Origin of the sequence: Candidatus Viridilinea mediisalina (assembly GCF_002532535.1) — a bacterium.
GTDB lineage: Bacteria > Chloroflexota > Chloroflexia > Chloroflexales > Chloroflexaceae > Viridilinea > Viridilinea mediisalina.
Window position 1 is genome coordinate 1 of sequence record NZ_NQWI01000031.1, and the last position, 14,793, is coordinate 14,793.

9 protein-coding genes are annotated in these 14,793 nt (G+C 57.5%); 8 read left to right on the forward strand and 1 reads right to left on the reverse strand.

The features are described 5' to 3' along the window. Positions 1-100: 100 nt before the first annotated feature. Complete coding sequence (locus CJ255_RS08945) at positions 101-2,434, reverse strand: histidine kinase N-terminal 7TM domain-containing protein (protein ID WP_097643761.1); 2,334 nt, start codon at positions 2,432-2,434, stop codon at positions 101-103. Between the two features lie 174 nt (positions 2,435-2,608). Here CJ255_RS08945 and CJ255_RS08950 point away from each other — a divergent pair, with 174 nt between their 5' ends. The 8 genes from CJ255_RS08950 (at position 2,609) to CJ255_RS08985 (ending at position 14,335) form a co-directional block, all read left to right on the forward strand. After that, positions 2,609-3,580: an ROK family protein gene (locus tag CJ255_RS08950; RefSeq protein WP_245863285.1), complete on the forward strand. Its 972-nt coding sequence runs from the start codon at positions 2,609-2,611 to the stop codon at positions 3,578-3,580. A gap of 27 nt (positions 3,581-3,607) precedes the next feature. Further along, positions 3,608-3,757, forward strand: a complete 150-nt coding sequence (locus tag CJ255_RS08955; protein WP_097643763.1) for a hypothetical protein — start codon at positions 3,608-3,610, stop codon at positions 3,755-3,757. Then, positions 3,754-5,895: a hypothetical protein gene (locus tag CJ255_RS08960; RefSeq protein ID WP_097643764.1), complete on the forward strand. Its 2,142-nt coding sequence runs from the start codon at positions 3,754-3,756 to the stop codon at positions 5,893-5,895. Before CJ255_RS08955 ends, CJ255_RS08960 begins: the two co-directional genes overlap by 4 nt. A 13-nt stretch (positions 5,896-5,908) precedes the next feature. Then, positions 5,909-6,817, forward strand: coding sequence for a HEAT repeat domain-containing protein (locus CJ255_RS08965; protein WP_245863287.1), 909 nt, complete (start codon positions 5,909-5,911; stop codon positions 6,815-6,817). Beyond that, complete coding sequence (locus CJ255_RS08970) at positions 6,798-7,604, forward strand: PIG-L deacetylase family protein (RefSeq protein WP_097643765.1); 807 nt, start codon at positions 6,798-6,800, stop codon at positions 7,602-7,604. The genes CJ255_RS08965 and CJ255_RS08970 overlap by 20 nt, the downstream gene beginning before the upstream one ends. After that, complete coding sequence (locus CJ255_RS08975) at positions 7,601-8,671, forward strand: lipid II:glycine glycyltransferase FemX (protein WP_097643766.1); 1,071 nt, start codon at positions 7,601-7,603, stop codon at positions 8,669-8,671. The genes CJ255_RS08970 and CJ255_RS08975 overlap by 4 nt, the downstream gene beginning before the upstream one ends. 184 nt (positions 8,672-8,855) lie before the next feature. Beyond that, positions 8,856-10,400 (forward strand): UDP-N-acetylmuramoyl-L-alanyl-D-glutamate--2,6-diaminopimelate ligase, encoded by a 1,545-nt coding sequence (locus CJ255_RS08980; RefSeq protein ID WP_097643767.1) that lies wholly within the window; start codon positions 8,856-8,858, stop codon positions 10,398-10,400. Positions 10,401-10,603: 203 nt separating this feature from the next. Further along, on the forward strand, positions 10,604-14,335 hold the full coding sequence (locus CJ255_RS08985) for an N-6 DNA methylase (RefSeq protein WP_165774630.1): 3,732 nt from the start codon (positions 10,604-10,606) through the stop codon (positions 14,333-14,335). Positions 14,336-14,793 lie beyond the last annotated feature (458 nt).

Consider the following 14,793-nt stretch of genomic DNA (forward strand, 5'->3'; position numbering starts at 1 on the left):
ACAATCTGCAATCTGCAATCTGCAATCTGCAATCTGCAATCTGCAATCTGCAATCTGCAATCTGCAATCTGCAATCTGCAATCTGCAATCTGCAATCGTATCACTCCACCTCCTCTACCCTCACCGCCTCACTGGGCGGTTGGAGTGGGAGACAGAGGGTAAAGCTTGAGCCCCGCGATGGCTGGCTGGTGACGGTGATCGATCCGCCGAGCAGGGCTGCGAGTTGACGGCTGAGCGTGAGCCCTAAGCCTAGCCCGCCGTAGCGCCGCGTGTGCGAGCCATCCGCTTGGGTAAAGTCGGTGAAGATTGCTTTCATTTGATCCTCACTCATTCCGATGCCGGTGTCACTCACAGTGAAGAGGATACAGTCCAGGTTTTCACAACATTCCCGATGCTGCTGCATCTCGACGCCACGCTGAACCCGCAGGGTAATTTCGCCCCCTTGGGTAAATTTGCAGGCGTTGTTGATCAGATGCAGCATGATTTGGCGCAATTTGCCCAAGTCGGTCACCACTAGGCCCAAGTCGTCGCTACACTCAAGGTGGAAGCTGTTGCCCTGCTCGCTGGCCATGTAGCGTGCGGTGGAGGCAAGGTTAAAGGCGAGGGTGGACATATCTACCGGGCCAAGGTGGAGACGCGCTTGGCCCGCTTCGAGCCGCGAGAGGTCGAGCAGGTTGTTCACCAGGGCCAGCAGTTGGCGTCCCGCGCTGCTGATCTGACCAAGTGGCCTGGCCAGATCGCCCACGCCCCGGCTATCCACCTGTTCACCGAGCATCTCGCTATAGCCAATAATCGTGTTCAGGGGGGTACGCAATTCATGACTCATCGCCGCGAGGAAGGTACTCTTGGCCCGACTGGCCGCTTCGGCCTGTTCGGCCAACTGGCGCTGGGTTTCATACATCTGGGCATTGCGCAGCGCCAACGCAATCTGGCCTGCGACGGTACGCATGAGGGTAACATGTTCAGCCTGAAAGTAGTAGGGCTGCTCATGGGTTAAGGTCAGGACACCGAGGACACGTGGACCTGCGATGATCGGCACAGCCATGGCCGAGCCCACCTGGTAAGGTTGGTCGGGCAGTGTCACCCAACGCGGATCGTTGGCCACATTATCGGCCACTGCCACTTCACGCTCGCGCACAGCCCAACCGGCCAGCCCGACATCAAGCACGCGGCCAACCAGAGCCTGCACCGCCTCCGGGCGTACCTCACTGCGTACCAGCACACTCTGGATCACCATGGTCGCTTCAGCAAAGAGGAAGATACTCCCTGGTCGCGTATCGGTCAGCTCACCCACCACATCCAACACTCCGCGCAGCGTCTCATTGAGCGTCGGATTGCCGCCTACCGCTTGGGCTACCGCAGCCAAACCAGCAAAGAGTTCTTTCTGTGCCCGGAGTTGCTCCTCGGTTGCTTTACGCTCAGTAATCTCACGCAAGACCACCAAGCAGCCCAAGGCGCTACCGTTGCTACTCCGCAGCCAGTCGCGGTGCAGATCATAGATCTGCACATCCATCCCTGTAGCCAAATACAACTCTTGGTTATCTTCATCCCGCGCAAGCGCCGCTGCCAGGGGTGGGGCAACCTCGGTCACCGCATGGCCCAACGCGGCATCAAGGTTGGTGGTAAAGATGCGTTGGGCGGCAGGGTTCATATCGGCCACATGACCAGAAGCGTCCAGCACCATCAAACCATCAGCCATTGCCTCAACACTCTGGTAACGGGCAATTGGCACAATCGTCAGCATGTGCGAACGGTAACCCGCCCATGCCATCAGCAGGGCGCTGAAGCCAAACGAAAGGGATGTCAGGTCAAGGTGGTGAATCGGGCTCAGGTTGGTAAGATAGAGCAGATTGCTGAGCATAGGCAAGAGCGCGGCCACTACCATATAGCGCGCATGTGTACGGTAGGGTGGCGCAGCCCGCCAAGCCATATTGAGCATTAACAGCAAGCCACCTACCAATAGATGGTAGGAATAGAGCAAGTGTACCCAAAACCACGGCCCTCGCTCAACAACAATGAGTTGAAAACTGCCTACTGCAACAAACTCCACCCTCAGCCAGAAGAGGCTATGCAGATCATTTGTCCAGACGAGCAGATTAGTCAGCAGCGGAACCAGCATGAGCAGCAGCGGCAGGCGCCGACTCTCCGCCCTCGGATGGCCGCTATAACTCAGCGCAAACAGCAACCAGAAGACCGGCGCTGTGGTACTGGATAGATGCTGCAAGCGCCCCCAGAGCAACGAAGTTGCCGCATCAAGGCTAACCAACTCTTGGGCATAGGCACACGACCACCACCCCAGGCTCAGCATGAGCAGCGTAAAGCTCAGACTCCCTCGGGTATGCAGGTACATTGCCCACGCCCCCATGCCAGCCGTCAAAATGGCGACGCAGATCAGCGCTAGGGCGAAAAAAACTTCTGGTTGTATGTCGAGCATATACTAGTTTGCATGTGTACCATGCGATTGTAACGCAGATTTTGTGCTTGGGCAATACTGATTGGGGGTTCGGCATAGCGAATGGAGCGTAACCCCAACAAGCTACCAGGGTATGCTATAATCAAGCCTGGCGGGGATATTCCCGTTCTGCTTGCTGTGCATGAAAGGAGGCCAATGATGGCCGAATTGCAGACGCTCATTCAGGATCGCTTGGCCCAAAATCGCTGGGGGATGCTCGGCAATCAGGGCCATATCCTTGGCGTTGACGTCGGCAGCTATGGCTTGCGTGCTGCGCTCGTTGATCTCCATAATCATACCCTCACTACTGCCCATACCGAGCTTGCCAGCGGCAGTCCTGATGAGAGTGTTGCATGTGCGCTTGATTTGGCGCGTGATCTGCTTGCTCAGGCTAACGTAACCACCGAGCGCCTTGTGCGTGTTGGGGTTGGCTTTAGTGGCCCGGTAGACCGACGCTATGGGGTGGTACGCCTGGCTCCGCGTGATCCCCGGTGGGAGAATTTTCCCCTCCAAGAACGCTTCGAGCAGGCTTTTGATGCGGTGACCCTGATTGATAATGATGCGAATCTGATTGCGCTCGCGGAAGCGACCTTTGGCGCTGGGGCTGGACGTAAGCACCTCTTCTATATGCACCTGAGTAGTGGTGTGGGTGGCGGCCTTGTCCTCAATGGCCACCTCTACCATGGGGCTACGTCTACCGCTGGTGAGATTGGCCACGCGGTGGTTGGCCATGGCTGGGACGGTACGGGTCGCCCTGAAATGCTGGAAGAGTTGGTTTCGATTCGCGGCCTGCTGGCCCGTGCTGCTCGCCTTGGCCTTGAAACCCAGAACCTTGAAACGCTCTTTACCGCTGACCCCATTGGAAACCAAGTTATCCAAGAGACGGTTGACCTGATTGCGACCCGCTGTGCCCAAACGGTCGCTCTGGTTGATCCCGAAATGGTTGTCCTCGGTGGGATTGTGGTGCGTATCGGTGGTGATGCCTTTGTGCATGCGATTGCCACGAAGGTCAATGACTTTATTGCCCCTAAGTTCGCTCGTCCCTTGCCCGTGGTGGCCTCGATTCTTGGGCCTAATAGCGTTAGTATTGGTGCGATTGCAACCGCTTTGGATAGTCTGTCGAATTGATGTAAACGTATATGCTCTGGGGGTCTGATGGATGCCAAGATGATTAGCTTTGGTGAAACTGCAACCGATAAACTGTTGCAGTGGTTGCGCTCTTCGGGTGAGCCGAAGGATATTGATGAACTGCTGCGCCAGTACCTCGTGATCCTTAGCAAATTGGTGATGGAGGATAGTGAATGACCGCCGCTCCCCCTATGGAGTCTACCGACCAGCAAGCGCTGGCCGATGAAATTTTTCGCCTGATGGTGGCCCAGGGTGGGCTCTTTGCTGTTGATGCCCCGATTCGTCAGTCGCTCGCGCATCTGACAACCTTTATGGCTCGGCGCCATCAGCGCGATGAGCCTACGATGTCCGCTGCGATTGAGGCTGCCCTGCGTGATGATCAGCGTTTTGCCCGTGAACAAGTGGATGGTCAGGTTCATTTTGTGACGTCGCGCCAAGGGCGGTATGTGGCGCGTGATGATACCGATACGCATAGCTTTCGGCAGCGTTTGCACGATCCTGAACAACCGCTGCCCATAGATGATATTAGTGTGGTGGTTTCGACCTCGCGCCCGGCGATTACGACCGTTGAGCCGGTCTTTATTTCTGATTATTGGCAGGTTCAGGTGGGGGCTCTTGCCGCACCTGAGCCTGAAGAGTATGCGTCTGAAGGTGAGCAGCCGGTGACTGAGGTGGAACCAGTACCGCTTGATCCGCTTGGGGGAGCTCCAACACCGTCTGAGTTTGTCCTTGCCGAAATCGAGGCCGAAAGCGCTGAACCTGATGTGCAGCCTGAGCCATCTGCATTTGCGCCTGAGCCTGAAATACTGCCTGCCGCTGAAGCCTTGGAGCAGGCCGAACCATCTGTGCTTGCGCCTGAGCCTGAGGAGCTCCCAGTTGCGGCTGAAGCGCCTGTGGCCCCAGAGCAACCGTTTGAAGCACCTCGCCCCGTGGTGCCTGAGCCGCCCGCTCAGCCGCTTGAGCCGGTGCCACCGCCCCCGCCCCCCCGCTCGGCCTACGAACGCTCAACGGTCTTTACCCTGGCCGATGGCAGCGCGATTGATCTGCGTCGCCCGCTTGATGAGTTGCTGGCTGAACATGGGCCTGCCTTGCGTCAAGCCCTGGTCGAGAAGATTGAGCAAGACCCCCTCGGGCGTATTGTGAGCTTTGGCTCGCGCTTCTTCCCTGAAGCGAATGTGATCAATTTGGGGAAGAATGATCTGCGTAAAATTCGTGAGTATATCAATGAACGGGGTGAACCGCTCCTCGATAGCGAATTGATCGCGGATATCTTCTACCATAATGCCCGCCAGTCTGATTATGAGGGCTGGCTCTTCTCGCTGAACTATCGCCTCTACCGCGAGAAGGACTTTGAGTTTGTTGGGGTCGAAGGTGTTAACCTCTGGTCGGCGAAGGGGCTGCCCAACATCGGAGGCAAACGTGTCAAGGCCGCCGAGATGGGGCAGTTGACCTCGTATCTGGTCGAGGGCTTTGATGATAGCGCCGAACCGGATGAGCTTGAATTGATTGATGCTGAAGGTAGTCTGACCCTGACGCTGCCCTTCTTCTCGTGGGAGTATGGGGTGCTGCCGTTGACGGCGAGTATCCAGGCGTTGCTGCCTCCGCCAGCGCTGCCCGACCAGCGTAGTGCGGTGTTGCGCTTCGATTCGCTGCAACACTTCTCCTCTACGCTTGTGGAGGTGCGCTACCCCACCGGCAATCGCGGTGGCTGGTTGCAAGGGTTGGAGGAGTTCTTCCATGAGCATCTGGTGCCCGGCGCAGTGATCACCCTGAGTCGTGGCACGGAGCCGAATCTCTTCGTCATCGGCTATGATGAGCTTGAGGAACACGAGGAGCGGATCCTTACCCTCGATGAGAAGAAGAATAAGCTCGGCTTTACCAACTTTACCTACTATGCCGCAGTTGATGCCGGTCTGCTGCCCAATCAGACGCGCTTCCCCCGGCTCAATCGCCTCAAGTCGTTCCCTATGGGCGAACGGCGCAAGGCTGAAATGGTGCTGGAGCATGTCGCCGAGGTGATGGGCGAACAGGTGGGGAGCCGTGAGGCACCGCGCTATGCCGTGAAGCTTGATGATCTCTTTGTTGCCTTTAATGTCTTGCGCCCCGGTTCGTTGGCCCTTATTCGGCATCTGATTCAGCAGCATGAGCAGTTTGAACCTGATGCGACGACGCCCGATCTCTTCTCTTTCACACCAGCCCTCAGTGGCGATGATGAGGATGAAGAGGAGGAGGAGTTGAGTTTGACCGATATTATGAGCGATCCAGAGCCGACCCCCCGTCGCTATGGCGGTCGCTATACCGATGATGATGAATGAGACTTTGCAGAGCTTGGAATCCCGGTTGGCCCCCCTTGGTGACGTGGGGCGGCCACTGGCCCATCATGATCTGAAGCTGCTCTCGGCCCTCGACCACGAGGGTCTGGGTGGCTTTTGGCAGGTTTGGCGTGAATTTCCCGCTGAACGCCGCCTCGAAGTTGTGCAGGCGCTTGATGCGCTGAGTGAAGATAATATTGACCTCGATTTTCACCCGGTGCTGCGGGCCTGCCTGAGTGATCCAGATGATCTTGTACGCGCCGCAGCCGTCGCTGGCCTCTGGGAGGACGAGAGCGAGCGCACAATGGAGCGCTTCCTCGCCATGCTTGATGATGATGCCGGGCCGGTGCGCGCTGCCGCGACGATCGCATTGGCCCGTTTTGCCTATCGTGCTGAAATTGGCACGCTGTCCGTATCCACGGGGCAACGGCTGCTCACTGAGTTGCTGCGGGTCACCGTTGATCCTGAACAACCCCTTGAGGTGCGACGGCGTGCAGTTGAAGCCCTGGGCTACTTCGCCAATTCACGCGAAGCTCAGGCTGAAATTGGTCGCGCCTATGCCCACGCTGAGTTGGCCATGCGCGAGAGTGCGATCCTTGCTATGGGCCGCTCGATGCGGCCTACATGGTTCCCCTATATCGAACGTGAATTGCAGAGCCCCGCTCCCTCGCTGCGCTATGAGGCCGCCCGCGCGGTGGGTGAGTTGGCTGAAGATGGCCGCCCACTGCTTACGGCGCTCTTGCCCCTCGTAGATGATGATCTTGAGATCTCCTTGGCATCAATTTGGGCGCTGGGTCAGGTTGGTGGCCCCAATGCGAAACGCATCCTCGAACGGCTGGCCCGCTCCCAAGAGCCTTCGCGGCGCCAAGCGGCTCATGATGCGCTTGCTGAGTTGAACCTTGAGGATGTCGATCCATACTTCTGATCTGGCGCAACTGGTTGCACCCTACGCCCATATCTTCCTTGCGCCCCACCTCGATGATGCGGCGCTCTCGTGTGGCGGCCTGATTGCCCAGCTTACCAGCCAAGACGAGGCGGTGCTGGTGGTCAATCTCTGTAGCGGGAGCCCTCCGCCCGATGCGGGCTTGAGTGGCTTTGCCGCCGCGATGCATGAGCGCTGGGCCTTGCCCGACCATGAGGTGGTGCGTCTGCGCCGTGCGGAGGATGCCGCTGCCCTTGATCTGCTCGCTGCCGATAGCTACCATTTGGCGTGGCTCGATGCGATCTACCGCATGCCCGACAGCTATGCCACCAATGAACAACTCTTTGGCCCCGTCGTGCCCACCGATCCGCTGGTGCGCCAGGTGGCCCCCCAACTTGCCAACCTGGCCGCCCGCTTTCCCAGCGCAACCTTCTATGCGCCCTTGGGGGTGGGGCATCATGTAGACCACCAGATTGCCCATCGTGCCGCCCATGCGCTGGCTCACCAAGGTTGTGCGCTGGCCTACTACGAAGATTTTCCCTACGTTGCGACCGCCGGGGCGTTGCTGCAACGCCTCAATGCGTTGGGCGATGAGGTTGCTTTTCAGCCGGTGGTGCAGAGCATTGATGCTACCTTGCCCCGCAAGTTGGCCGCTATTGCGGCCTATCGCAGCCAAATTGGCATGCTCTTTGGGGATTGCGCTACGATGGAAACGACGGTGAAGAACTATGCCGCTGGCTTGGCTAGGCCAGGCAGTAGCTATGCTGAACGCCTCTGGATACCTCAGTGACCACACCTTCTTCCTCAACCCATGCCCTCGCGCTGCTTGAACCCACTACGGCAGCTTGGGATGCCTTTGTGCAAACGCACCCGCATGGCAATCTGCTGCAGCAGAGCCATTGGGGGGCGCTGAAAGCCAGCTTTGGTTGGCAGGTGCGCCACCTAGCGGTCTGCAATGGGCAGGGAACCCTGCTGGCTGGTGCCCAACTGCTCATACGCTCGCGCTCTGGCCTGAGTCTGGCCTATACGCCACGCGGCCCCCTCTTTGCTCCGCAAGCCCATGTGAATCGGCTGTTGCTCAATGGGCTCAAGCGCGTGGCGCGGCGTGCCCGTGCGATCTTGTTGCGCCTCGAACCGCCCCTGCTTGAACATGATCCCCAGGCCGATAGCCTGCATACATGGCTGTTGCTGCAAGGACTGCGGAGCGCCGCGACCATTCAGCCACGCAGCAGCATCCATGTGGATCTGAACCAACCCGAAGCCAGCCTGCTGGCCAACTGCTCGAAGGGCCATCGTGCCGACATCCGGCGTGCCGGGCGCAATGGCGTCAGTGTGCGGGTGGGCAGCGCCGCCGATCTTGGCACCTTCCAAGCCATTATGGAAGCGACAGGCCAGCGGGCGGGCTTTGCCGTGCATAGTGCCGCCTACCACCAGACCGCGTGGCAACGTTTCCAACCCAACGCACGCCTGTTGTTCGCTGAACAGCAGGGGCAACCCATTGCGGCCCATATGGTCTTTGCCGATGCCCGTGCGGGCCTCTACCTCTACAGTGGAGCCGATGAAACGGGGCTGCGCAGCGGGGCCAACCACCTGCTCGCATGGGAGGCGCTCTGTTGGGCGCGCAACCTGGGTTGTCGCTACTACGATCTCTGGGGTATCCCCGATGCACTTGGGCGGGCAGCGGCAGCCCTCGATCCGGACACCCGCGCCAGCCTCGAAGCTGCCGCCGCGAGCGATCCGCTTCAGGGCGTCTACCGCTTCAAGAAGGGCTTTGGCGGGCGTGTGGTGCGCTATTTGCCCGCCTATGATCATGTGCTTCTCGCGCCGCTCTATGGGTTGGCTTTGCGTTTATTGTAGATTGCAGATTGCAGATTGTAGATTGCAGATTGCAGATTGTAGATTGCAGATTGTAGATTGTAGATTGCCGAACATGGCGTCCCAATGGGCTTTCGCGTTCTTGATAATGCGGCATGTTCAAGGGTAGTTGGTATTACCTATTTTCTATTTCCTCGTTTCTGGATCCTTCCCCTAACGAAAAATCATGGCTCTCTTACTCCACCATTTGCTGGCTGGTGTGCCATACGCGCAGGTGTTTGGCCCGCTTGATCGTCCGATTAGCGGCGTGGCGTATGATTCGCGCCAGGTGGTGCCAGGGGGGCTCTTTGTAGCAATTAAGGGCTACCATACCGACGGCCATCGCTATATCAGCCAGGCGCTAGAGCGGGGCGCGGTGGCGTTGGTAGTGGATAGGCGCTACTGGTCGGGTCAGCCGCCAGCACAGGCGACCTTGGTGCTTACCAACGATAGCCGCGTGGCCCTTGCACCACTTGCTGCGGCCTTCTATGGCTACCCCGCTCGTCAACTCTGTACCATTGGGGTTACGGGTACGAAGGGCAAGAGTACGACTACTGATCTGGTAAGCCAACTGCTTGATGGAGCGGGGCAGACGAGCGGCTTGATCAGCACGGTGGACTTCAAAATTGGTCCGCGACGTTGGGCCAATACGACGCGCCAGAGTACGCCGGAGGCGCTGGAGGTGCAGGCGCTGCTGGCCGAGATGGTGGCTGCCACATGTACCAGTGCGGTGATCGAAGCCACCTCGCACGCCCTCTCGCTCAAGTGGCAACGTCTGGTCGGGTGCTGCTTTGATCTGGCTGTCTTTCTCAATCTGAGCCACGAACACCTCGACTACCACGGCAGCTTTGAGCAGTACCGCGCCGATAAGACCCAACTCTTTGCCCTCTTGGCCGAAGAGGTTCCCGCAGGCCCGCCGCGTTCTACGCGGCCATGGGCCATCGTCAATGCCGACGATCCCAACCACAGCTTCTTCCTCGCCGCCGCGCCCGCCAATGCCCAGCGGCTCACCTTTGGCCTGCAAGCATCCGCCGATGTGCGCGGCGAACTGATGCAACAGACGCCTACGGGCAGCCATATGCGGATCAGCAGCCCTTGGGGTCGGGCTGAGGGCTGGCTGCCGCTACCGGGCAGATTCAACGGCACCAACGCCCTCGCGGCCCTGAGTGTTGCGCTGTGCCAGGGGATTCCGTTGGAGCAGGCGTTGCACACCTTGGCCCATGTGCGTGGCCCACGGGGGCGCATGCAGCCTGTGGTCTGCGGCCAGCCCTTCGCTGTACTGGTAGACTATGCCCATAGTCCCGATTCGTTTACGCAAATCTTCACCATGCTGCGCCCGCTCACCCAAGGGCGCATGCTGGCCGTCTTTGGGAGCGCCGGTGAACGTGACCGCGCCAAGCGGGCGATGCAGGGCGAAATTGCGGCCCGTTACTGCGAGTTGCTCTTTCTCACCGACGAGGATCCGCGTGGCGAAGACCGTGAGGCCATTCTGGCCGACATCGCCGCCGGTGCCGAACAGGTTGGCCACCGAGCCGGACGCGACTACCACGCTATCCCCGACCGAACCGCCGCGATCCATGCGGCCCTCGCCGCCGCCCGTCCTGGCGACTTGGTACTGCTGTTAGGCAAAGGCCACGAGGGCAGCATCATCTATGCTGATCACAGCATCCCCTGGGATGAGGCGGCGGTCGCACAGGCGGCATTGCGGGCCTTGGGGTATGGGGAGAGGTAGAGAAGAGGAAAGAGAACACAGAATTTTTCACCACAGAGGCACAGAGAACACAGAGGTTTTCACCACAGAGGCACAGAGGGTACCATTTACGATTGTAGATTGCAGATTGCAGATTGCCGAACATGGCATCCCAATCATGGTTTATGATAGCGCATCTACAGCGTTCCGCCCTTTTGTGTACATCGATCTCAGGAGAGGGGTCTATGGCATCATCGTCTGCTACGGCAACGCCACCTCCCGCACAAACACCGATTGTTCCCAACGACATCTTTGTCTCATTCCGTGCCCAGGTAATCGACCGAGTCCAGATTCGTCTTACCCACTCCCCTGCACCTGAAAGCTACGCAGCCTATCTTGCACGTCCAGAGCTGGAACGTGATAATGACGAAGCGGCAGTGGTTGACGTACAATTTGCACGCTATGTTCTCGAATGGCTTGGCTTCACTGAAGGCGGGGATGTCATCTACAATCGCACGCTTCCAGGTGGGGGGGCAAACCGCCCGGATTATGTTGTGCATGGAACGATTGGCATTGCCTTTATTTGGGAAGATAAAAACAGTTCGCATGACGACTTTATTGGCGATCTTCCCCAGATGCGTCGCTACAGTGGTGGCACCGCAGGCTATGCCGTCTGGTGCAATATGCGGCGGATAGTTGCTATTCGCTTTCGTTCTAGCGATCCGCTTGATTATGAACAGCTTGCGTCTATCAATGTCGCTGATCTGTTTGGTGCAGGAAACGCACTACTTCCTCGTGTTGCCGAAGTTGAACGAAATCAACTCTCGGTCTTCTATCTCCTGTTTCGCAAGGAGCGCTTCACCCGCTTTTCATCGCTCATTGAAGCGATAGCTGTTGATGAGGAGCAGTTTCTTGCTCGTGCGATCCCATTGGAAGGCGATGCAGCATTAGAGCAGTTTATAGCCGGAAGTCGTCAGTCACTCGAACATCTCCGCCTTGCGGCATCGGTACGGATCCAAGAGGCACTCGTTGGAAGATCGCGTCAAGAGGCCGAAGAGCAGCGCTTGATTGCCGAATGGGAAGACGCAACCACGAACTTTCTCACTACAATGGCATACCCATCGTTGCACACACCGATTCAGAACGCTGCTGCACGTATTACCGAACGTTTGGGCACACTTGAGCCTGCTGAGATTGCTGCATTGACTCAGATTGTCGAGGCTGAGTATGGTGGACGATTGACGGCATCGAGTCGCGCTGCGGTCGTAGCATGGCAAGATCGGGCATCTCGCATCAACGGCGCAATGCGAACTCTTCGCTATCAGAGTGCCACCTTTACCGTTGCTGATGCATACCATCTTTGGTGTGCGCGTCAGAATGACGAAGCCGATAAGACACCAGCACTCTATGCGGAACAGGTGGCCTACGTCCTGTTTGTGCGCCTCTTATTGGTACGTGTCCTAGAGGACAAAGGGATCATCTCGCCACGTCTGGCGAGTGATGGCGGCTTTCTGAACTGGCAGACCTATGTGCGCTTGCACTTCAAAGAGGTTGCCGGTGCCAGTATTCTTACTGACAACTTCTACAGCCTTCTGGTACGTAAAGCTAGTCGCTATTATTTGCACTTTTTTCAGCAGGCGGCATTTGATTGGTTTGTGCCTGACGACTTTCTGTTGTTGGAGACGCTCTATTTTCTCTGTCACTACTCCTTCCAACAGGTCACAAGCGATGTTATTGGGTTCACCTATGAGCGGTACATTGATCGAACGGCCCGCAAACGCAAGGGTCACTTTCTTACCCCTGCTTCTGTGGTAGACGCTATGTTGGATGCGCTCGGCTACAGTGGGCGGGCAATGATTGGCCGTAATCTTCTCGATCCAGCTTGTGGAAGTGGCAGTTTCCTCCTCCGGGCTGCACGCCGCTACCGTGATGCGCTCATCGAGGCGTTGTGTCAACGCAATGGTCTGCCAGTTGGGATAGAGAGCCTTGAGGCGAACACTGCATTGCGTCACGAATTGGCCCAACGCTATCTTGATGCCTTGACGAGAGCATTTGTGGGCATGGAGCGCAATCCATTTGCCTGCTACTTGGCCGAAATGAATTTGCTCATCCAGGCGCTCGATGATTTTAGTATTCTGCACGGTATTGAGCCAAAACCGATTGATCGATTTGCCATTTTCAATACCGATAGTCTTGATCTGCCGCTCGAAGTGCTATTTGCCGGATCACCTGGCTCCTTTGGCCCGCTAACTATTCCTGAACGGTTGAGTGATCAGTTGCTTGACGATGCGTTTGCGATCAAAGCCCGCCAAGGCGATTATCGGCAGGGCTTTATGTATATCATTGCTAACCCGCCCTACGTCACCAGCAAACAAGAGGATGTGGCGGCAGCACGATTTCGCGGAAGTCCATTTTGGGCAAGTGCGCTCTCTGGGGATACCAACCTCTACCTGCTATTCCTGCAACTCGGCCTCTACTACCTTGCCGATGGCGGTCAGATGGCCTATATCGTTCCGCTGACTATTATTGGCGACGTGAGCGCCGCTGCCGTGCGCTTCCGCGCCACTACTGCGCCGTTCAGCCTCACCACCGTTATCCGCTTTTTCCGAGGCGATATCCTCTTCGGCGATGTTGATCAGGCTGTTGGCATACTCTGTGTCCAGCGCCAGCCCACTCCAGCCACCATTACCGTAGGTGGTGGCGCACGCTTAGAGGATGTGCCGCCCAGCTTGCTTGCTCTCCCTGCGAACCATGTAACTGAGGCTGTGCCACCAGGCGGTGCATGGCATAGCGCATGGCTGGTTGGAACGCATCAGGAGCAGTACGAGATTTGGCAGCATGTGCGTGCCGTCAGTGACACCCTTGCTTACCAGATGCGAACGCTCTTGGCGGCGTTTGAGGTACGCCAGGGTGATGTTAACGCAACCTATACCAATCCATTCCGCCAGGGAGATGCATGCCGGGGGCGGGCGGGTGCCGTAGCGCTCTACAAAGGGGAGAACGTTCGTCCCTTTGCTCCACTACCATATAACCCGTCTGATTGGGCTATGCCATCAACGGGCGCAACGGGCAATCATGGGCGCACCGCAGCGGTTCTTACCGAGATTGCAGCCCTCACGTCGCCACAAATGGGCATTGTACTCCGCGAAACGGCGCGGCTCAACACCCGTGAACGGCTCACCCCTACATGGTTTACGCGGGACGGCACACGGCCACTCGCATTTACCCATGTTGTGTGGCGCATGCTCCTGCTCCCAGGTCAGACAGAAGCGCGGGGCAAGGCATTGTTGGCCTTGTTGAGCAGCACCACCGTTGCCTACTTGATCAATCTCTTTTCTACCAACAGCCACATCAGCAAGGATGAGTTGGAGCGCCTACCCATTCCTGATCCGGCAACCTTCCCTGAAGCACAACTGGCAAGCCTTGCGGATCGCCTGTTAGCAGCCCGTCACCAATTCGAGACAGACTACGTACAACCCTTTGCCATCGCTACCGATGCGTTACCAACCATAAGTCCAGAAGCAATCACCATCCTACCGACAGCCTACCTGCAACGAGTGGCCGGTGTCACCATCACCCTAGACGCCCTAGAACAGCAGGGTGTCATCACGATCACTGGGCCAGCATCACGGCGCGTTGCTTGGCTGCAGAACAATAAGCGCATCACCATCGCGCATCCACAGGCTGCGGCGCATCGAATGCTGAACCAGTTCTTTGATGACCCAACCATTCAAGAGCGAACTTGGACAATGGCACGCACAATCCAAATCCCCGATCCAGCAACCGCAAGCACATGGCTACCACTCTTTGAGGGCGTATGTCGTGACGCACAAGCGCAATGGGATCAGTGTGTTGCTCTTCAGCAGCAAATTGATGCGGTGGTGATGGCCTGGTATCAATTCACGCCACCGATGTGCGCCGCGATCAGCGCAATGCTGCCGTGGGCACGGCGGCGGCGTGATGCAGGTGGGGTGTGATATGGGCTTGCTTGTTGGGGGTGGCATCCAACGAGACCCAATAAGGCAAAATCGTATCTCTTGGAGATAACACAATGTGGTTAGTATATCTTCGCTTTGATGATCAAGGCACCGTTCGCACCTACCATATTCGCACTCACAACCGGGAAACCGTAAACGAGTTGCTCAAGCTTGCCGAGCAGCGTGGATTGACACCGACCGCAACGCTTGTGGAGTATGCAGCGTTCATCATTAGTGGAACCCTCAAGCTAAAACCGATGCTTGTGCCGAATTTCCACTTCTACTTGCACGAAGAGTGGGTGGAACGTTGGCAAGATATAACAAGAACCTCGTGATACAGCGGAAAGGAGAGAGTTAGAGAGAGGAATGCATCTCCATCTGCCTCCCCCTCGCTCTAGCGCGCACCAATAGCCGTACTCAATTCACGCTCAACAATACCCACAATCAGATCATCAAGC